Raw genomic sequence first — 20,785 nt, forward strand, 5'->3', positions numbered from 1 at the left:
TCCCCTAAATCTAAAAAATATTTATAGTTTATATACTTCCTGTTAACGAAGCATATAAATACTTACAATTTTTAATGAAAGAACCGAGACATATCTCCTTGATTGAGCGTTGCTTTGTTAAAGCGTCCTGCTTGCATTAACTCAGCGCGAAGCATCTTGCGTAACTCTTCATCTGATAGCTCAGATTTGCTTGCTTCTGCTACAACCTTTTCATCTTCTGGTTTTGTCTCTTTTTTATGCCCTTCTTGCGCTTTCTGAACTTGAAATAGCTGCTTAACACCAGCTAAGTTTACACCTTGTTCAATTAAGTCACGAATTTCTAGTAATTTATCAACATCGTTAAACGAGAATAATCGACGATTACCTTCAGATCGTACAGGTGTAACTAATTCATGTTCCTCATAGTAGCGAATTTGGCGAGCCGACAACTCAGTTAACTGCATCACAATTCCAATTGGGAAAAGCGGCGTATTTCTTCGTATGTTGTCACTCATCTCAGTTCCTCCTTTGATTAACTAGTTTCATTGTATGCCATGTTAGTTTATCTGTCAACTATATGTGAGCAATTCTCACATAAAAATTTTTAGAATATTTCACGAATACAATAAAATAGCGATTTTAGTTTATTTTTAATTTGTTTTTATACACGATAGCTCATCTTTTTCTCTTGCTGAGCAAGATTATACTTAAATTAACTTTTTCAAAATCATTGAATCAATTGCTGTGCAGATAGCTACTTTAACGTGAGCATACGTTAAACCACCTTGTACATAAGCAACATACGGTGGACGGATTGGACCATCTGCCGTTAGCTCTAAGCTAGCCCCTTGAACAAACGTACCGGCTGCCATGATTACATCGTCTTCATATCCTGGCATATAAGCTGGGTATGCCGTCACGTGCGAATTAATTGGCGACGCGTATTGAATTGCTTGGCAAAACGCCACCATCTTATCCCGATCATCAAACTGAACGGACTGAATTAAGTCTGTTCGCTCAGCGTCCCACTTTGGTTCTGACTGCATCCCAAGTTTTTCAAACATGGCCGAAGAAAATACAGCCCCCTTTAAAGCCTGCCCTACAACGTGCGGAGCTAAAAAGAAACCTTGATACATTTCCTGTAGGCTGTACAGCGTTGCACCAGCTTCTGCTCCAATACCTGGCGTTGTCATGCGGTAAGAGCATGCTTCAACCAACTCTTTACGTCCAGCAATATAGCCACCGATTTTCGCTAACCCACCGCCTGGATTTTTAATGAGAGAGCCTGCAATTAAATCAGCTCCAACATGAGATGGCTCTATTGTCTCTACAAATTCTCCGTAACAGTTATCTACAAATACGATAACGTCTGGCTTGATGCTTTTCACAAAAGCAATCATTTCTTTAATTTGGCTGACCGTAAACGAAGGACGAATTCCATAACCTTTTGAACGCTGAATACCAATCATTTTCGTTGTATCCGTAATGGCCGCTTTCACTTCTTCAAGGTCTACTCGCCCTTCTTTTGTTAAATCTACGGCTTTATATCCAATGTTATACTCTTTCAGTGAACCAACGCCAGACCCTCTAATTCCAACAATTTCTTCAAGCGTATCGTATGGCTTACCGGTAATGTATAAAAGGTCATCACCAGGTCGCAACACACCGAATAGCGAAATGCCTATTGCATGCGTACCTGAAATAATTTGGGGACGTACAAGGCACGCTTCCGTCCCAAATACATCAGCATATACCTTTTCAAGCGTATCTCTTCCTAAATCATCATAACCATAGCCCGTGGAGGGAATGAAATGTGAATCACTCACCTGGTTTTGTTGAAAGCTTTGCAGCACGCGAAACTGATTTGCTTCAATCACTTCATCAATTCGTTCATGAATCGGCTTAATTTGCTGCTCCACTTCCTTTGCTAACCTTTTAATTCTCTCTCCGTTTGCTAACTGATCAAACATCATTTTCTATCTTCCTCAACTTTCTTCTATCATTCTTAGCTGCTTATAAATTGGGTGCTCTTTTGCAATATAGCCTCGGCACTCGTACTTTTCTTTTTCCTCATTAAACTTTAGGGAGTCAACCAGCGCAACGGTTTTTAACTCCGCCAACAGCTTGCCCTCATCCGAAGGAATAAATAGATGAAAGTACTCCATCTCTTTCTTCATTTCATCCTGGATTTTTGTTCCCAGCAAAGCGAGATCTTCCTTATTAAAAGCGCTGATTAAAACAGAAGCAGGTGTGGTCGGCACAAATAATTCATGCTTCACATCTCGCTTATTATAAACGGTTAACATCGGAATATCTTCTACATCTAATTCCGCTAATAGCTTGTGAACAGTTTGCTCATGGTTGTGATAGTCTGGATTACCAGAGTCGACCACGTGTAAAATGAAATCAGCTTCTGTCACTTCTTCTAATGTGGAACGAAACGCAGCAACAAGCGTTGTTGGCAAATCTTGAATGAACCCAACCGTATCTGTTAAAAGAGCAGTTAAGCCGGACGGCATCGTATACTGTCTCGTCGTTGGATCAAGGGTTGCAAACAGCTGATTTTCTTCATAAATGCCCGCTTCTGTTAAACGATTGAAAAGCGTTGACTTACCGGCGTTTGTGTATCCTACTATAGCGATTTGATATACGTGGTTACGCTTTCTTCTCTCTCGGTAGCGCTCCCTGTGACTGACGACTGTTTTTAACTGACGCTTAATTTCGTCGATTTTACGACGAATATGACGTCGATCGCTTTCAAGCTTCGTTTCACCTGGACCTCTTGTACCAATTCCTCCTCCTAAGCGAGAAAGTGCTGTTCCCTGTCCAACTAGGCGAGGAAGTAAGTAGTTTAGCTGCGCAAGCTCAACCTGCAGCTTTCCTTCTTTTGTTTGCGCACGCTGCGCAAAAATATCTAAAATCAGCTGTGTTCGGTCAATGATTCGAGCTTCTAGCTGACTGGATAAATTACGAATTTGACTCGGTGAAAGCTCATCGTTAAACACAATTAAATCTGGCTCTAGCTCTTCTTCAAGCGCAACGAGCTCTTCCACTTTTCCTTTTCCGATATATGTAGCTGGATGTATACGGTCGCGCTTTTGAGACAAGCGTACTAGAACCTCACCCTGTGCTGTTTCAGTTAATGATGCTAGTTCATCCATCGAATACTCAAAGCGCTCATCATCATCGTGAAGCTGACACCCCACTAAAATCACACGCTCAAGCTCTTGTTTCATCTCAAATGTCAATGACTTTCCTTCCCTTACTGTTAAAGTATTAACGCACTCATATCATAACAAAAAAACACGATTTTCTCTATCTTCTTCAAAGATGCAGAATAGCTTGTTTTTACTAGTTTATCACGCTTTGTTTCTTTTAAGAAATTATCCCTAAAAAAACGTTGAAATTCTGCTCAATAGTGGATACAATTTGAATGACTTTATTATTGTAATACTTTCTAACAAACGAATTTTTATACATAAAGGGGAAGTTGCGATGACATGGGACGTTTTGAGCATCATCGGCACCATTGCTTTTGCAGTTAGCGGGGCGTTTATTGCAATGGAAGAAGAATATGATATTTTAGGAGTTTACATTCTAGGAATCGTCACAGCGTTTGGCGGTGGCGCCATCCGTAACTTATTAATTGGTGTACCAGTATCTGCTCTTTGGGAGCAGGGATTATTTTTTCAAATTGCGCTATTATCGATTACGGCAACCTTTTTGTTTCCAAACAGCATCTTAAGACAGTGGAAACGTTGGGGGAACTTTTCTGACGCAATTGGGCTTGCGGCTTTTGCCATTCAAGGCGCACTCTATGCTACCAGCATGGGCCACCCCTTAAGCGCTGTTATCGTTGCTGCTGTATTAACAGGTAGCGGCGGTGGGATTGTACGCGACTTGCTTGCTCGCCGAAAACCGACCGTTTTAAAAGATGAAATCTATGCGCTTTGGGCAATTCTTGCAGGCTTGATTGTTGGCCTTCAAATCGCAAGCTCTCCGGTAGAGCTTTACGTATTATTTGGTTTGCTTGTTGCATGTCGTATGCTATCTTATATGTACAAATGGAAGCTGCCAATTCGTTCAATTCGCCAACCAAATATGTAATAAAAAAATCCGGCATAAAGCCGGATTTTTTTATAGACGAATATCGCTTGATTTAAGCGTTATCAGCTGCTCTTTACCATAGTTTGCTTCTTCTAAAAGCCTCATGGATTGAGCTCGAATGGAGCGTTCTAAAATATTTCGCACATAGCGACCGTTACTAAAGTCTAGAGGCGTCTGATTGTATTTTACATCCATGAAATGTTCTTTTAACTTTTTATAAGCATCGCCGCTGAATTGATACTGGCGATCATCCATCATCCGGTCTGCAATATCCATTAGCTCATTGACATCATAATCCGGAAAATCAAAGATGAATGGAAACCTTGAACGAAGACCAGGGTTTAAGCTTAAAAAGTTCTCCATTTCGCGTGGATAGCCAGCCAAAATTAAGACAAACTTATCATTTGCATCCTCCATATGCTTCACAAGCGTATCAATTGCTTCTTTCCCAAAATCTTTCTCTCCACCTCGGGCAAGCGAATAGGCTTCGTCAATGAATAAAATACCACCCAACGCTTTTTTCACAAGATCTCGGGTTTTTTGTGCTGTATGTCCAATGTACTCACCCACTAAGTCTGCTCTTTCAGCTTCAATGAGGTGTCCTTTTGATAACACATTCATATTTAAAAACAATTTCCCTAAAAGCCTTGCAACCGTTGTTTTTCCTGTACCTGGATTTCCTTTAAACATCATATGCATCGCTTGTTTTTCTGCCTTCAGACCACTTTCTTCTCTCTTTTTATTAATATATAACCAAGCATATATTTCTTTAATCATTTTTTTTAGCTCATCCATTCCAACCAGACCGCTCATTTCTCTTTCAATTTCTAGCAGTGGTTCATGATTAACAATCGGTCGTTTCACAGGACGTGGAATTGACGTTGTATAGACTCGTTCTTTCTTTGTCTCGTTATTTAAAACAATATTAATTTGCCCATTGTTTTTAAGAGTTATAGGCTGCTCCACACTGTTCACCTCTCGTTTCATCACAGTTACGCTGATGACATTGTATCGCTCTATCTCTAGCTGTAGGACGAACGAATGAAATCATCATTTTCTTTTAGCGGCTTGTATTTTTTCTGTAGCTCGCCATTACCCAAGAAATAAACGCTTATTATAGTTGTATGTGGTAAAACAGTAAACCATGTTAAGAAAAATACTTCTCTCTTTCAACCATAAGAAAAACCAGCCTCATCCCCGCGGATTTGGCTGGTTATCTGACTACTCTAATTCTACAGAGATATTTTTATTTGGAACAAACGTTGAGATTGCATGTTTATAAATTAACTGCTGCTTTCCTTCTGAATCCAATAGAACTGTAAAGTTATCAAACCCTTTAATTAGTCCGCGCAGTTGAAAACCATTTAATAAAAACACAGTGACATAAATATTTTCTTTGCGTAATTGATTTAAAAACTGATCTTGAATATTAACGGATTGTTTCACTATTCGGCCTCCTCATTTCTCTATCTTTACTAGATTAATTCGCTTCTTCTTTCAGCTTTCCTGCTACATAAGTGAAAATTTTGTTGAACTTTTCATGAAAATTGTCAACTTCCATTTCAAACCACGTTACAGGCATCTTATTACGAAACCACGTTAATTGACGTTTGGCATACCTTCTTGAATTCAACTTTAACTGTTCAATCGCTTCTTCAAGCGTGCAGTTTCCGTCGAAATATGTATACAGTTCTTTGTAGCCAATCGCTTGAATTGATTGTACATCACGAACCCCTGCATCGTACAGTGATTTGACTTCTTCTACCAAGCCTTTTTGCACCATAAGATCAACACGTTGGTTAATTCGATCGTATAGTTGTTTACGCTCCATTGTTAAACCAATGAGCGTCACATCATAGAGAAGCTCTTGAGTTTGCTCACGATTATAAACGCTGAAAGGCTTACCAGTCACTTCATACACTTCAAGAGCACGAATAACGCGCCTATGGTTGTTAGGATGAATGGACTCTGCGCCAACTGGATCTATTTCACAAAGTTTTTGATAAAGAGGCTCAATTCCATGCGCTGCAACAAAATGTTCCATGCGCTGTCTGAAGTGTTCGTCGCCTGCTGATTCAGTAAACTGATAGTCATAGATGACAGATTGAATATATAATCCTGTACCACCTACAATAATCGGCAGTTTACCCCGGCCATGAATATCTGTAATCTTCTCTCTTACAATCTCTTGAAATTCAGCCACGGAAAACGACTCAGTCGGCTCTTTAATATCAATTAAGTGATGAGGAATTCCTTCCATTTCATCGCTTGTAACCTTCGCTGTTCCGATATCCATCTTTTTATAAATTTGCATGGAATCTCCCGAAATAACTTCTCCATTTAACAGCTTGGCCATTTCAATGCTCAACTTGGTTTTACCAACGGCTGTCGGACCAATAATTACTATTAATTTTTGTTTCTCTCCCGTCATAACCACACTACTTTCATCTATTACATTTACATCTTCTCATTTTACCCGGAAAACCCATCTTTATTCAAGGCTGATAAAGAAGGAACGTTCTGTTACAGCAATTGAATTAGCGGAGCTCGACTATAAAAGTAGAAACAAAGACTCAATTCGTTTAACTGATGAAATAATAAAAGAATATAAATGGTTTTTAGAAAAAGTCAACTCTTAACCTGAACATACACCAATGACAGTAACTTGGTTGGAAAAGATATTTACTAAAAAAGAAAAAAAGCTGAATGTACATAAAAATTTCTTTACAGGCCTATAAAAAGAAGAGAAACAGGTATTGTTTGAAAGCTAGTTTTGAGCAAGCACGAAACTCCAAAACAATGATGGAGATTCTTTTTTCGCTTTGAAAATTAGCATTCTACATCTGTTCCTCTTAAAAGTTCTACCTTCTGAATTAAAAGAACCGAAAAGGATTCCTTCTACATTGAGAGCGGTTTTCTGATTGTGACTGTACACGATTTCCAGAGAGGTTTTCTGATTCGGATTGTACACGACCTTGAGAGCGGTTTTCTGCTCGATATTTTCTGCCACCACCAGAGCGGTTTTCTGATTCAGATTGTACACGATTTCCAGAAGGATTTTCTGACTGGGGTCGAACAAGAGGTTGGGATTGGTTTCCAGATTGAGGTTGTGTGCCACCACCAGAGCGGTTTTCTGCTCGACATTTTCTGCGACGGCCAGAGAGGTTTTCTGATTCGGATTGTACACGACCTTGAGAGCGGTTTTCTGCTCGACATTTTCTACGACGCCCCGAGCGATTTTGAGATGTTTCTCTTATCTGAGGTATATTAATATTAACGTTAGAGCTTCCACTATTGCTAATAATATTTTTATTTCCCGACTCATTATCTCTATTAGAACCGATATCATGGTTTGAATTGGTTTGTAATCTGTTAAAATCGTTATTCATCATAACTTCCCCTTCACATTATGTTTAATTTCTACCGCTAGTATATGCAATAGAAACTACTAACGTATAGGTATCTGACTTACAGAATCTACATACACAATAAAAGAAAAACAATCTTTTCTTTTTAAAAAAATACCTGCACCACATACCGCTTTGCAATTTTACTTTTAAACACACAATTACGGTGAAAAATGGTGCAGATATAACTTCATCAAATGGGGTAAAACATTGTATAAATCACTTTACATCACGCGCTTAAACATTTTTTCCATTTCATATGTTGAATAGTGAATGATAATTGGTCGCCCGTGCGGACAAGTAAACGGATCGGTTGTTTTTCTTAGCGTTTCAAGTAAAGCTAAAATTTCATCATTTCGAAGGTGATGATTCGCTTTGATTGAACCTTTGCAACTCATCATAATAGCAGCTTCTTCACGTAAGCTTTCTATATCTACACGTTTCATCACAAATACTTGCTGAATCATCTCTTCAATTGTTTCTTTTTCTTCACCTTTTGGGAACCACTGAGGGTGTGCTCGAACGATATAAGCATTTTGGCCAAACGGTTCTAAAAATACGCCGACATCTTCAAGAGCTCTACGATTTTCTTCTAGAATGAGCGCTTCGTTACCTGAAAACTCAAACGTGAGTGGCATTAAAAGTTCCTGCACTTCTGCATCTACTTGACCAAGCTTTTTCTTAAAGAATTCATATTTGATTCTCTCTTGAGCCGCATGCTGGTCAATGATAAACAAGCCGTTTTCATTTTGAGCTAATATATACGTACCGTGCATCTGACCAATCGGATACATGGGAGGAACTCGCTCTGCTTGCACTTCTTCGACTTTCTCATTACCCGATTCTTGCTTTTGTACATCATTTTCTTCCTCATAAGAAAACACTGGTTCTGCATCCTGCTCTTCCAGCTCATCGTATTCAAGCTCATTTTCAACATTTTCTGTCACCATAAAACCTGGCTTTTCTTGCGTTTCGGCAACGTTCTTGCTAAAGAAAGGCTGAGCTTTGCTCGGTTCAACAAATTCCTTCGATAAAGGAAGAGGCTCTTTAGGCAATCCATGATTAAACGTGAAGGTTTGCTGCTCCGTTGGCAGCACTGGTTGTTTAGAGCGAGAAGCTGCTGTCACTTCTGGTATAAGCTGCTGTTTTTTAAACGCAGCTTTAATTGCCTCTTCTACAAGCTCATACAGCTCTGCTTCTTTACTTAACCTTACTTCAAGCTTTGCTGGGTGTACGTTCACATCTACTAGCAATGGATCCATGTTAATAGCTAAAAATACAACCGGAAAGCGTCCAATCGGTAACAGCGTATGATAGCCTTGCTGGATAGCTTTTAAAAGCCCGTAGTTTTTTATAAATCTACCGTTAATTGTCGTAGACATATAGCTTCGAGATGCACGTGTTACTTCCGGCAAGGCAATATAGCCGGTGATATCATAATCTAGCGATTCTACCTTTAACGGAATCATCTTTTTCGCTACTGCCATCCCATAGATAGCAGCTAACACTTGACGCGCATCTCCACTTCCGTTTGTATAGAGAAGCTGACGACCTTGGTGAATTAAACGAATGGATACATGAGGATTCGCCATGGCAAGGCGATTCACAACATCCGTTACGTTTCCTAATTCTGTATTAATTGTTTTCATGTATTTAAGGCGTGCTGGCGTGTTAAAAAATAGGTTTTCTACAATAATTTCTGTACCTTTTCGGCTTGAAGACGGTTCGTGATGCGTTATTTCTCCTCCACGAAGCTTTAAGTGGGTACCGGCTTCATCACCGGTACTTGTCTTAATTTCAAGCATGGATACAGACGCAATACTTGGCAGTGCTTCACCGCGAAAACCTAATGTCCGAATTCGGAACAAGTCGTTCTCAGTCTTAATCTTACTCGTCGCATGTCGACGGAAAGCAGTTAAGCAATCTTCAGGTGCAATCCCATCTCCGTTATCTAAAATACGAATCTTTGATAACCCTGCTTCTTCTAGTTCAATTTCAATAACTGTGCTATTTGCATCAATCGCATTTTCAACGAGCTCTTTCACAACAGAAGCAGGTCGTTCTACAACCTCTCCTGCTGCGATTTTATTTGAAAGTTCGTCTGAAAGCTGTCTAATTTTACCCACAGACTCACCCCTTTCAAGTCTATTTCTTCTTTAGTAGTTTTTATAGCTTATACATGGCGTTCATTGCATCAAGCGGCGTCATCTCAAGAAGGTCAAGCTGCTTTAATTCTGCTAGAATTTGCTTTTCACGCTTCAATAAACTGGCTTCTTTTACCTGTTGTTCTTTTTCTTCTCCGAAAAATGAAAGTTGACTTTGCTCGGTATCTGTTTTAGTTTCGGCTTTTGGTTGCTCAATTGGCTGAGGTTCAGGTTCAGCTACTGCATCAGCAGTCGGCTTCACTTTTTGCTCTTCGCTCGCGTTCTCAAAATCTGCTAAAATGACGCGCGCACGCTGCAATAAAGGCTCTGGAAGCTCTGCTAGCTCAGCAACATGGATACCATAACTCTTATCTGCTGGCCCTTCTTTAATTTTGTGTAAGAAGACCACCTTATTGTTCTTTTCAATTGCGCTAACATGCACATTACGCAGTGCTGAAAGCTGTTGATCTAATACCGTTAACTCATGATAGTGTGTAGAAAATAGTGTTTTACATCCAATATGTTCGTGCACATATTCAATAATTGCTTGAGCCAGCGCCATTCCATCATATGTTGACGTACCTCGTCCAATTTCATCCAGTAAAATTAAGCTTGACTGTGTCGCATTGGTAACTGCATTTTTCGTTTCTAACATTTCAACCATAAACGTACTTTGACCTGAGATTAAATCATCCGCTGCTCCAATTCGCGTAAACACTTGATCAAAGATGGGCAGCTCTGCTTCTTCTGCAGGAACAAAGCAGCCGATTTGTCCTAAAATGGCTGTTAGCGCTACTTGGCGCATATACGTACTTTTACCCGACATATTTGGTCCTGTAATGAGTAAGATTGAGCTATCGTCAGTCATTTGACAGTCGTTTGGTACATACTCTTGTGCATTCATCACTTTTTCAACAACGGGATGACGCCCATTTTTAATATGAATATCTCCATTAGTAGAGAATGTAGGTTTTGTATAATGACGCTCTTCACTGACCTTTGCAAAACACTGCAATACATCAAGCTCACTTACTTTTTTAGCTAACGCTTGAAGACGAGGAATATATACTTTGACCTCTTCACGAATTTGCGCAAACAGCTCGTACTCAAGCTCAACAATTTTTTCTTCCGCTTCTAAAATAAGCGCTTCTTTTTCTTTAAGCTCAGGTGTAATAAAGCGCTCAGCGTTCGTTAAGGTTTGCTTACGCTCATACATCCCTTCAGGTAGTAAATGCAAGTTGGCACGCGTTACTTCGATGTAGTAGCCGAACACGCGGTTATAACCAATTTTCAACGAACGAATCCCTGTTCTTTCACGCTCTTTCTGCTCTAAAGAAGCAATCCATGTCTTCCCGTTCCGACTAGCATCTCGATATTGATCAAGCTGATGGTTATAATTATCTGCAATAATATCCCCTTCTTTAATTGATAGAGGAGGATGTTCTTTTAATCCTCTTTCCAGTAGCGCAGTTAACCTTTCACATGGGTCAATATCTTCAACGAGTTTAGAAGCATATGGATTATTTAATCGATAAACCACTTCTTGAATTTCAGGAACCTTTTGCAGGGATTTGCGCAGCTGTACTAAGTCACGCGCATTAACGTTACCAAATGCTACGCGACCTGCTAAACGCTCTAGGTCATACACTTCTTTTAATAAATCTCGCAGTTCTTCACGTTCAAAAAATTGTTTCATAAGAACGTCCACCATATTTAAACGCTCATCAATTTTCTCTTTGCTTAGAAGCGGGCGGTCAATCCAATTTTTTAATAAACGTCCACCCATTGCCGTGACTGTTTGATCTAATAACCATAAAAGAGATCCTTTTTTACCTTTTGAACGAATCGTTTCTGTTAACTCTAAGTTTCGCTTAGAAAACAAATCAATTTTCATATATTCATTGATTTGATAAAGCTGTACAGGCTGTAAATGTTCAAGAAAACGCTTTTGTGTACGTACTAAATATTGTAAAATACGAGCAAATGTATCTACTAATTTTTGCTGTTGAAGTGATTCAGTTAAATGTAAAAAGGCATCTTCAACCTTTGTACTTTCTTCAAACGAAGTAGTGATGGTCATTCTCTCTTTCACTGTTTGCAGCAATTCAGCAGAAAAGCTGCTTGAAACAACTATTTCCTTTGCTTCTTTGGCATAGATTTCAGAAACAACGTCATGGAATGAAGAAATAAGCGTGACGCTATTTTCCCCGGTCGATAAATCCGATAGCGCTAATCCAAACGTGTCATCTGGGAAATGCGTGACCGAGCAAATATAATTATTTTCTTTTTCTTGCAGTCCTTTTTCGTTCATTAAAGTCCCTGGTGAAATGACTTGAATGACTTCACGCTTTACGACGCCTTTGGCTTTTTTAGGGTCCTCTACTTGTTCACAAATTGCCACCTTATAGCCTTTTTCAATTAATCTTTCAATATATGTAGGCGCTGAGTGGTAAGGTACACCGCACATTGGGATGCGATCATCGCCCCCTCCGTCTCGGCTTGTTAACGTAATTTCTAATTCTTGAGATGCAGTCGTTGCATCTTCAAAAAACATTTCGTAAAAATCACCTAATCTAAAAAATAAAAAGGCATCTTGATAGTCTGCCTTGATTTTTAAATATTGCTGTATCATTGGCGTATATGTTGCCATACTATTCCTCCAAAAACTTCTGTTAATCATTTTTTCTACACGTATTATAACATAGGTTTGCAAAAAACTTCATGATTGTAAAACTTGCTAATCACTTTTGGTGCACATAAAAAAACTAGGAAGAAATTCTTCCTAGTTATTCATCGTCACCTAAAATGAAATCTGGATTGAGGTCTTCAAATTCATCGTCATCAACGTCTAAATCAAGTTCATCACCATCATCGCATCCTTTTGGATTAACGGCTACGCATACTTTTGTCTCACCAATCACCTCGGCTAAAAGCTCTCTCTCTACTTGGACAATCGTTTTGTTTCCGTTTGGTGAAATTGTACACTCAAGGCAATTTGGCTGCTGTAGCACTCGTACGATAATTTCGCAATCATCTCCAAAAGCATCGTCATCTTTCTGGCGAAGCTTAATCACATCACGATAGTGAACCGTCTCTGTAAACACTTCTGTTTTTGTATTATCTTTGAAAGAATACCAGACGTTAATATCATATTTGCCGTCCACTTCAACTGTATTTCCGCGCTTTTTAGCATCATACTGATGGTTAATTACCCAGCAACCTAAAATGCTCGTCGGTCGGTTCGGTGGTGTAAGCGTGTGTGATGACTGCGTAAACTTACGCCCTTTACCTACGACTGCTTTTGTAATAATTTCTCTATAGTGTTGTGACATGTGAGCATACCCTCCTCAAACTATCTTCATTTCATCCTATGCAGGTTCTATCGCTTGTTTGCACATTATTTTGTAAAACTAGGTTAAAGACATAAAAAACCTATGTTTCATTGTATGCAACACCTTAGAGAAATGTGACAATTATTCTAGAGAAAATTGTACAACATAAAAAAACTCCCAGCTTCCGCTGGGAGTTTTTTATCAATGGCAGCTTGCCCCCGGAGTGTTACGAACTTTTGAGCCCGTTTCACCACGAAGTACGTCACCATCAGTTGCCACAATAATTTCATCAGTGACCGTATTTGAAATTGTGCTCGCCACAAGTTGAAGCAAATCATTAACGTTAACCTGAGAGTCTTGAAACTGCTGAATAATTGGCAGCTCATCTAACTCAGCTTGGATTCGATCGATTTTTTCTTCCACTTGCTTTAACGCTTCAGTTTTTCCATAGTGCTGAAAGTTAACCGCTTGTTTTTGCAGGCTTTTAATGCTCGCAATTTTTTCACGAACTTTTTGGTTTTCGTTCAGCTGAGCTTCTGCACGCTTGAAGAATTCAACTTCTTCCGTTTCAGAAATCATTTTTGCAAGTTCTTTCGCTCTTGCAATCACATCACTTTTTGTGTACTGCGACATTTCACTTCACCTCTGCTGCTTCTTCTACCATCTCTCCATCTAAAGACCATGTCTTAGCTTTTGTAATTTTCACTTTTACAACTTGACCAATTACTGATTCTGGTGCTACGAAGTTTACAAGCTTATTCTTTTCAGTATAGCCAGCTAACACATTCGGGTTGTTTTTACTTTCACCCTCCACTAATACTTCGACAACACGACCTTCGTATTCCTGCATTTTCTTTGCAGAAATTTCGTTTACAAGTGCATTTAAGCGCTGAAGACGCTCTTTTTTCACTTCCATCGGTACGTTGTCTTTCATTTTAGCAGCTGGTGTACCCTCACGAGGAGAGTAGATGAACGTATAAGCACTATCAAATTCCACTTCACGGTACAATGATAGCGTTTCTTCAAACTGCTCGTCCGTTTCATTAGGGAAACCAACAATAATATCAGTGGTAAGAGATGCTGTTGGAATTGCTTCTTTAATTTTACGAACAAGCTCTAGGTAGTGCTCACGCGTGTATTTACGCGCCATGATCTTCAGAATATCTGAGCTACCTGACTGAACTGGTAAATGGATGTGATCAACTAAGTTTCCACCTTTTGCTAACACTTCAATTAAGCGGTCATCGAAGTCACGTGGATGACTTGTTGTGAAGCGAATACGCAGAACATCAATTTTACGAATCTCATCCATTAAGTCACCTAGACCATATTCCATATCTTCAAAGTCTTTTCCGTATGCATTTACGTTTTGACCAAGAAGCGTAATTTCTTTATACCCTTGAGCTGCTAAATGACGCACCTCTTGAATGATTTCTTCTGGACGACGGCTACGCTCTTTACCACGCGTATAAGGAACGATACAGTACGTACAGAACTTATCACAGCCATACATGATATTTACCCACGCTTTGATGCTGCCTTTTCTTGCACGTGGCAGATTTTCAATAACGTCTCCTTCTTTTGACCATACTTCAATCACCATTTCTTTTGCCATATATGCTTCATTTAGAATATGAGGCAAGCGGTGAATGTTATGCGTTCCAAAAATCATATCAACATGCTGATGTTTTTGTAAGATTTTATTAACGACTGACTCTTCCTGTGACATACAGCCACATACTCCGATCAATAAGTCTGGACGCTCACGCTTTAAAGCCTTTAAATGCCCTAGTTCACCAAATACTTTGTTTTCAGCATTTTCACGAATGGCACACGTATTTAATAAAACGACGTGTGCATCTTGAACGGAGTCAGTTGGCTCATAGCCTAAGCTTAAGAAAATTCCTGCCATTACTTCCGTATCATGCTCGTTCATTTGACAGCCGTATGTACGAATATAAAACTTACGGCCTTGTCCCATGCCTCTGAAACGCTCTTCAATAGAAAAGTCGTTATGATAAGCAACCTCTTCTTTACCGCGCTTTTTTGCGTCCTTTAAAGAAGGTGGCATATATACTGTTTGGAAATATTTGCTGTAATCCTTCTCGGATTTTTTGTCCGCTGGAGTTACTTGTCCACTTTCTAAACGTTGTTTTTCGTTCATATAAAAGCTCCTTTCAACGTGCACATTTACTAATTTTTTCATTGTTATGCGTTGCTTTATAAACTCGTTAAAAAAATGCCATTCATGTCTTTATTTTTTGTCCTCATTCATACAAAAAACGAAACGGAATCACATTATATTAGTATATAACTTTCATCTATTGAACACAATAACATACCCTTGAGCTGTAAAAAAGAAAATACTGCAGCCTGCAGTATTTTCTTGACGTTTATACTAAAATCTTCAACTCTTTTCCTACTTTTTCAAAAGCGCTAAGAGAAGCTGTTAATTCTTCCTTTGTATGCTGAGCCGTTACGATTGTTCTGATTCTTGCTTTCCCTTTAGCAACCGTTGGAAACGCAATTCCTTGAGCAAAGACGCCTGCTTCTGCTAGCTTTTCTGAAAACTGATGCGTCAATGCTTCATCTCCAATGATAACGGGTGTAATAGGCGTTTCGCTATGTCCGATATCATAGCCTAACTTAGATAACCCTTGTTTAAAGAATGCCGTGTTTTCCCACAATGTTTCAATGAGCTCTGGCTCTTCAAGCAACACATCGATAGCTGCGCTGCATGCGGCCGTCACTGCTGGTGGATGAGAAGTACTAAACAAAAAAGGTCGACCTTTGTGAATTAAATAATCAATTAATGTCTGGGAGCTCGCGATATAACCGCCAAGAACACCAACTGCTTTACTTAACGTCCCTACTTGAATATGAACGCGTCCGTCTAAACTGAAATGATTGACTGTACCTCGGCCATTCTCACCAAGCACTCCGGAGGCATGAGCATCGTCCACCATTACAAGAGCATCATATTGTTCAGCTAACTCAACGATTTTCGGAAGCGGTGCAATATTACCATCCATTGAGAATACACCATCCGTTACAATAATCCGTTTACGATAGTCTCCTGACTCTTTAAGAGCTCTTTCCAAATCTTCCGTATCCACATGCTTATATACTTTACGAGCAGCTTTTGTTAATCGAATCCCATCAATGATGGATGCGTGATTTAATTCGTCAGAAATAACAACATCTTCATGTGTTAAAATTGATGAAAGCACGCCTTGATTTGTCGTGAAGCCAGATTGAAACACAAGTGCTGCCTCCGTATGCTTGAATTTTGCTAATTTTTTCTCCAGCGCCTCATGCATAGAGAATGTTCCTGCAATGGTTCTCACAGATCCCGTACCAGCACCATATTTTTGAACCGCTTCAATAGCCGCATCCTTCATTTTCGGATGGGATGTTAAACCTAGATAGTTGTTTGACGATAGCTGAATAAGCGTCTGCCCGTTAATCTGCACTTTTGATCCTTGTTCAGACTCAATTGGTATAAGCTTGCGAAAAGTACCTGCTTTCTTCATTTCCTGTAGCTCTTGATCTAAAAACTCAAATCCTCTCATTTACCCCTTCCCCTTTCAACTACTCTAAGATAAATACAACTTTCCCACATTTTCCTTCCATCATGAGCTCAAAGCCTTTTTCATAGTCTTCTAGTGGCAAGCGATGCGTAATTAGTTCGTTCATATTCAGCTGATTTCCTGCCAATAAATTAGACACTGTATACCAAGTTGAAAACATTTTACGCCCTGTGATACCTTGAACCGTTACCCCTTTAAATACAATATCATTCGTCACATCAATGGAAACAGGTGTCGTTGGTAAGCTTAAAATAGATACTCTCCCTCCATTTGCTACCATCTTAAAACCTTGATTCATTGCTGTCGGCTGGCCCGACATCTCACAGACAACATCAATACCATTTCCACTTGTCAGCTTATTGATAACCTCTAGAGGATCTTGTTCAAGTGGATTAAGTACAATGTGAGTTCCAAGGTCCTTGGCAAGGCTCAAGCGATACTCATTCACATCCATTGCTATCACTAAAGATGCTCCGGAAGCTTTTGCAACGGCTACGGCCATTAAACCGATAGGTCCGCACCCTATTACTAAGACAGATTTACCCGCAATACTGTCATTTAAAACTGTATGAACTGCATTTCCAAGCGGCTCCTGCAAACACGCAACATCATGTGATAAGTGATTAGGGTTTTTCCAAATATTTTGAGCTGGTACAGCTACGTACTCAGCAAAACAGCCCATTCGGTCAACGCCAATAATCTTTGTCTTTTGACAAATATGAGCATTACCTAACAAGCACTGCATACAGCGTCCGCATACAATATGCGTTTCAGCAGAAACAGAGTCCCCAATCTGTACTCCTGCTACATTTTGACCAACTTGAACAACTTCCCCCGAAAATTCATGACCGAACACGTAAGGAGGATTGACTCGTGAAGATGCCCATTTATCCCATTTATAAATATGAACGTCTGTACCGCAAATTGAAGTTGCTTTCACTTTAATTAATACTTCATCATCGGCAATCGATGGAATATCAACTTCAGCCAAAACAGCTCCAAACCCTCTTTTATCCTTCACCAACGCTTTCATCTTTCCACCCATGGTGCACATCCCCTTTTTATAAAAACGCTTTCACCACAAATATATTAACACCTTTTTAAATACAGGTAAATAACCGAGTCCTCTCCATATATACATATGTCACCAAGGGAGAAAAAATATCAAAAAGAGTTTAAGACATAACAAAATGATTGCTTCTAAAAGACGAACACTAGCTGTTCCCATCTCTTTGATTTGTCTCAACCCATTCGTTCCATTGCGCTACGGTCACTCGCTTTCCGCGGGGAGGAACCTGAGCTTCCTCGCTGCGCTTTGGGATCTCCGTTTTCCCTCTCTTTCCCGCAGGAGTCGAGTGTCCTACGCTCCATTCCACCCTGTTTTCACAATCAACCAAAAAACCTGAACGATTAAAAGTTATGAACTCTCAATCGTTCAGGTATAGTAGAGGCTGAACTACTTATGTCTCAGTCTCTTTTTGTTTACATAAATTCAGCTACAAGCTCTTTAAATTTATCTTCTGACATCATTAAATCAGAATCAGCAAGTGGTTGGTCGCTATAACCGTGCACAAGCTGCTGATAAGAAGGTTGGTTAGCATTTTGATAAATTAAGCCGGTTACTAAACCATTATGCTCCATCAATGTCTGCATCGCTTGCATACGGTTTGCTGGATCATAGTTTTCAATTGTTTTTAAGCTTGTTAAATTCTCTTTAAACCAATCATACGTATTCACTTTGTTATACGTTACGCATGGGCTGAATACGTTAATTAAAGAAAACCCTTTATGCTGAATACCCTGTTCAATTAAACTTGTAAGCTCTTTTAAATCAGTTGAAAAGCTCTGTGCCACAAATGTTGCACCAGATGTTAAAGCAAGTTCCATGACGGACAAAGATGATTCAATCGAACCTTCTGGCGTACTCTTTGTCTTAAATCCTACGTCGCTACGAGGAGATGTTTGCCCTTTTGTTAAACCATAAATTTGGTTATCCATTACGATATATGTTACATCAATGTTACGGCGAATTGCATGAACAGTATGCCCCATACCAATGGCAAATCCATCTCCATCTCCACCAGAAGCAATAACTGTTAAATCACGGTTAGCCATTTTCACACCTTGTGCAATTGGTAGAGCGCGTCCATGAATACCATGAAATCCGTATGAATTAATATAACCCGAAATACGACCAGAGCATCCAATACCAGAAATAACCGCTAATTCATGTGGTTCTAGTCCTACGTTAGCCGATGCACGTTGAATTGCTGCTTGAACCGAGAAATCTCCACACCCTGGACACCAGTTAGGTTTTACACTATTACGAAAATCTTTAAACGTTGCCATTAATCAAGCACATCTCCTTACTTTTTGTGTAGACTTCTTGCGGTAAGAATGGGTTTCCATCATACTTTAAGATACTCTGCACTTTATGGTGATTACCGACATTCATCTTTAAAATATTGGCTAATTGACCCGTTGCGTTATTTTCCACTACAATTACCTTCTTCGCTCCATTTACATAAGGAAGAATTTCATCAACAGGGAACGGATGAATCAAGCGAATATGCGCATGGTTGACGCGAAGTCCATCTGCTTCTAAGCGTTCCATCGCTTCTTCAATTGCTCCTCTTGTTGAGTTAAAGCCAACGAATAAAACATCTGAATCAACTTCATCTGAGTGCAGGTGAATTGGTGTTTTAAACTGAATGTTGTCTAACTTTCTCATACGTTTATCCATTTGATTATTACGGTTGATTGGTGACTCAGAAGGCTTTCCTGTTTCATCATGTTCAACTCCTGTTACGTGGTGAATACCGTTTTTCATACCAGGAACAACACGAGGAGAAACGCCATCTTTTGTCACTTCATAGCGCTTATAGTATTCTTTCGCTTCAAGCTCAGGAAGCTCAGCTTCTTGAAGCTTTCCTCGGCGAATTTGAATACGACTATAATCTAAAGGATTCACAGATTGCTTCCCAAGTGAAAGCTGTAAATCTGTCAGCATGATAACAGGACACTGGTATTCTTCAGCTAAGTTAAATGCTTCAATGGTATCATAGAAGGCTTCTTCAACTGTACTTGGCGCCATCACAATTTTAGGAATTTCACCATGGGTACCATAGATCATTGCCATTAAATCTGATTGTTCTTGTTTAGTTGGTAGTCCTGTACTTGGACCTCCACGCTGTGTATCGATGATAACGATTGGTTGCTCTGTAATCCCTGCAAGACCAATTGATTCCATCATAAGAGATAGTCCTGGACCTGCTGATGCTGTTAACGCACGAACGCCAGCATAGTTTGCACCAATTGCCATTGTACATGCTGCAATTTCATCCTCAGTTTGAATAACCGTACCACCAAACTGCGGAAGCTTTTTAATTAAGTATTCCATGATTTCTGATGCAGGCGTAATTGGGTATGCCGGCATAAAGCGAGCTCCACCTGCTACAGCACCTAGAGCAATAGCGTCATTTCCAATCATAAACATGCGCTTTTGTCCATCTGCTGGTTCAAGTCTCATCGTCTCTAAGTTCTCACCAAGCTGCTCACGAATATACTCTGCGCCTCGTTTAATGGCTTCCATATTCTTTTGAACAACCTGTTGTCCTTTGCGACCAAAAATCTCTAATACTACTTCTTCGAATACATCTGTATCAATATGTAAAACAGCGCTTGAAGCTCCTACTGCTACCATGTTCTTCATTAAAGATGTACCAAGCTCAGTTGCAATTTCTGTAAACGGAACGGAATACAATGTTGCCGTTGTACAGCTTTCTGGAAGTGCTGGTTTAAACTTTGCATCTCCAATGACAATTCCACCTTGACGAAGCTCATGTACATTCACATCAATCGTTTCTTGGTCAAACGCTACTAAAATATCTAAATCATCCGATACAGAACGCACTTGCGTTGTACTTACGCGAATTTTATTGTTTGTATGTCCACCTTTAATACGTGAAGAAAAATGACGATAGCCGTATAAATAGTACCCTAATCGATTTAAGGCAGTTGAGAAAATTTCACCTGTACTTTCGATTCCTTCACCCTGCTGACCGCCAACTTTCCATGAAAGCTGCTTTACCATCTAAGCCACTCCTTTTATTCTGTCAAGATTGCTCTTTTTTCTAACGAAATCATTCTAAAAACGAGCAATAAAATACTAAGTTTCTTAATCCGTCTACAATTCTATTCCCACATGTACTAAAATGCAACCCTTT

General features: G+C 39.6%; 17 protein-coding genes. 1 reads left to right on the plus strand and 16 read right to left on the minus strand.

Annotated elements, in window-relative coordinates:
• Positions 1-71: 71 nt before the first annotated feature.
• The 3 genes from MKZ18_RS14785 to hflX form a co-directional block, all read right to left on the minus strand.
• Entirely contained in the window at positions 72-494 is a 423-nt protein-coding gene (locus MKZ18_RS14785; RefSeq protein ID WP_025908618.1) for a MerR family transcriptional regulator, read from the minus strand.
• 192 nt (positions 495-686) lie between these two features.
• Positions 687-1,949, minus strand: a complete 1,263-nt coding sequence (locus tag MKZ18_RS14790; protein WP_025908617.1) for a methionine gamma-lyase family protein — start codon at positions 1,947-1,949, stop codon at positions 687-689.
• A gap of 15 nt (positions 1,950-1,964) precedes the next feature.
• A complete protein-coding gene (gene hflX / locus MKZ18_RS14795; protein ID WP_025908616.1) occupies positions 1,965-3,227 on the minus strand; it encodes a GTPase HflX in 1,263 nt (420 codons plus the stop codon).
• A 247-nt stretch (positions 3,228-3,474) separates the two neighbouring features.
• Between hflX and MKZ18_RS14800 the strand changes: the two genes are divergently transcribed.
• Positions 3,475-4,086 (plus strand): trimeric intracellular cation channel family protein, encoded by a 612-nt coding sequence (locus MKZ18_RS14800; RefSeq protein ID WP_061785712.1) that lies wholly within the window; start codon positions 3,475-3,477, stop codon positions 4,084-4,086.
• Between the two features lie 30 nt (positions 4,087-4,116).
• On the opposite strand, the gene spoVK is transcribed toward MKZ18_RS14800, so the two are convergent.
• The 13 genes from spoVK to MKZ18_RS14865 all read right to left on the minus strand — a co-directional run bounded on the left by spoVK (position 4,117) and on the right by MKZ18_RS14865 (position 20,652).
• Positions 4,117-5,052, minus strand: a complete 936-nt coding sequence (spoVK, locus tag MKZ18_RS14805; protein WP_025908614.1) for a stage V sporulation protein K — start codon at positions 5,050-5,052, stop codon at positions 4,117-4,119.
• A gap of 255 nt (positions 5,053-5,307) precedes the next feature.
• Entirely contained in the window at positions 5,308-5,532 is a 225-nt protein-coding gene (hfq, locus tag MKZ18_RS14810; RefSeq protein ID WP_025908613.1) for an RNA chaperone Hfq, read from the minus strand.
• A gap of 34 nt (positions 5,533-5,566) precedes the next feature.
• Entirely contained in the window at positions 5,567-6,517 is a 951-nt protein-coding gene (miaA, locus tag MKZ18_RS14815) for a tRNA (adenosine(37)-N6)-dimethylallyltransferase MiaA (protein WP_076513904.1), read from the minus strand.
• Between the two features lie 442 nt (positions 6,518-6,959).
• Entirely contained in the window at positions 6,960-7,478 is a 519-nt protein-coding gene (locus MKZ18_RS14820; RefSeq protein ID WP_144593588.1) for a hypothetical protein, read from the minus strand.
• A gap of 239 nt (positions 7,479-7,717) precedes the next feature.
• Positions 7,718-9,619, minus strand: coding sequence for a DNA mismatch repair endonuclease MutL (gene mutL, locus MKZ18_RS14825; protein WP_025908610.1), 1,902 nt, complete (start codon positions 9,617-9,619; stop codon positions 7,718-7,720).
• Between the two features lie 40 nt (positions 9,620-9,659).
• A complete protein-coding gene (gene mutS / locus MKZ18_RS14830) occupies positions 9,660-12,287 on the minus strand; it encodes a DNA mismatch repair protein MutS (RefSeq protein WP_341344569.1) in 2,628 nt (875 codons plus the stop codon).
• Positions 12,288-12,423: 136 nt separating this feature from the next.
• Positions 12,424-12,969, minus strand: a complete 546-nt coding sequence (locus tag MKZ18_RS14835; RefSeq protein ID WP_025908608.1) for an outer spore coat protein CotE — start codon at positions 12,967-12,969, stop codon at positions 12,424-12,426.
• A 201-nt stretch (positions 12,970-13,170) separates the two neighbouring features.
• Positions 13,171-13,602, minus strand: coding sequence for a RicAFT regulatory complex protein RicA family protein (locus MKZ18_RS14840; protein WP_025908607.1), 432 nt, complete (start codon positions 13,600-13,602; stop codon positions 13,171-13,173).
• A gap of 1 nt (position 13,603) precedes the next feature.
• Positions 13,604-15,133: a tRNA (N6-isopentenyl adenosine(37)-C2)-methylthiotransferase MiaB gene (gene miaB, locus MKZ18_RS14845; protein WP_025908606.1), complete on the minus strand. Its 1,530-nt coding sequence runs from the start codon at positions 15,131-15,133 to the stop codon at positions 13,604-13,606.
• 229 nt (positions 15,134-15,362) lie between these two features.
• Positions 15,363-16,541 (minus strand): glycine C-acetyltransferase, encoded by a 1,179-nt coding sequence (locus MKZ18_RS14850; RefSeq protein WP_061785718.1) that lies wholly within the window; start codon positions 16,539-16,541, stop codon positions 15,363-15,365.
• Between the two features lie 19 nt (positions 16,542-16,560).
• Positions 16,561-17,604, minus strand: coding sequence for an L-threonine 3-dehydrogenase (gene tdh / locus MKZ18_RS14855; protein ID WP_078989382.1), 1,044 nt, complete (start codon positions 17,602-17,604; stop codon positions 16,561-16,563).
• 437 nt (positions 17,605-18,041) lie between these two features.
• Positions 18,042-18,908: a 2-oxoacid:ferredoxin oxidoreductase subunit beta gene (locus MKZ18_RS14860; protein WP_025908602.1), complete on the minus strand. Its 867-nt coding sequence runs from the start codon at positions 18,906-18,908 to the stop codon at positions 18,042-18,044.
• Positions 18,895-20,652: a 2-oxoacid:acceptor oxidoreductase subunit alpha gene (locus tag MKZ18_RS14865; protein ID WP_025908601.1), complete on the minus strand. Its 1,758-nt coding sequence runs from the start codon at positions 20,650-20,652 to the stop codon at positions 18,895-18,897. Before MKZ18_RS14865 ends, MKZ18_RS14860 begins: the two co-directional genes overlap by 14 nt.
• Positions 20,653-20,785: the final 133 nt, after the last annotated feature.

Origin of the sequence: Priestia sp. FSL W8-0001 (assembly GCF_038050335.1) — a bacterium.
GTDB lineage: Bacteria > Bacillota > Bacilli > Bacillales > Bacillaceae_H > Priestia > Priestia flexa.

Coding starts and splice junctions, on each gene's coding strand:
- mutS (WP_341344569.1), bottom strand. CDS start 12,287: ATGGCAACATATACGCCAATGATACAGCAATATTTAAAAATCAAGGCA.
- MKZ18_RS14790 (WP_025908617.1), bottom strand. CDS start 1,949: ATGTTTGATCAGTTAGCAAACGGAGAGAGAATTAAAAGGTTAGCAAAG.
- MKZ18_RS14835 (WP_025908608.1), bottom strand. CDS start 12,969: ATGTCACAACACTATAGAGAAATTATTACAAAAGCAGTCGTAGGTAAA.
- MKZ18_RS14820 (WP_144593588.1), bottom strand. CDS start 7,478: ATGATGAATAACGATTTTAACAGATTACAAACCAATTCAAACCATGAT.
- miaB (WP_025908606.1), bottom strand. CDS start 15,133: ATGAACGAAAAACAACGTTTAGAAAGTGGACAAGTAACTCCAGCGGAC.
- tdh (WP_078989382.1), bottom strand. CDS start 17,604: ATGGGTGGAAAGATGAAAGCGTTGGTGAAGGATAAAAGAGGGTTTGGA.
- MKZ18_RS14865 (WP_025908601.1), bottom strand. CDS start 20,652: ATGGTAAAGCAGCTTTCATGGAAAGTTGGCGGTCAGCAGGGTGAAGGA.
- MKZ18_RS14785 (WP_025908618.1), bottom strand. CDS start 494: ATGAGTGACAACATACGAAGAAATACGCCGCTTTTCCCAATTGGAATT.
- MKZ18_RS14840 (WP_025908607.1), bottom strand. CDS start 13,602: ATGTCGCAGTACACAAAAAGTGATGTGATTGCAAGAGCGAAAGAACTT.
- MKZ18_RS14800 (WP_061785712.1), top strand. CDS start 3,475: ATGACATGGGACGTTTTGAGCATCATCGGCACCATTGCTTTTGCAGTT.
- MKZ18_RS14860 (WP_025908602.1), bottom strand. CDS start 18,908: ATGGCAACGTTTAAAGATTTTCGTAATAGTGTAAAACCTAACTGGTGT.
- miaA (WP_076513904.1), bottom strand. CDS start 6,517: ATGACGGGAGAGAAACAAAAATTAATAGTAATTATTGGTCCGACAGCC.
- MKZ18_RS14850 (WP_061785718.1), bottom strand. CDS start 16,541: ATGAGAGGATTTGAGTTTTTAGATCAAGAGCTACAGGAAATGAAGAAA.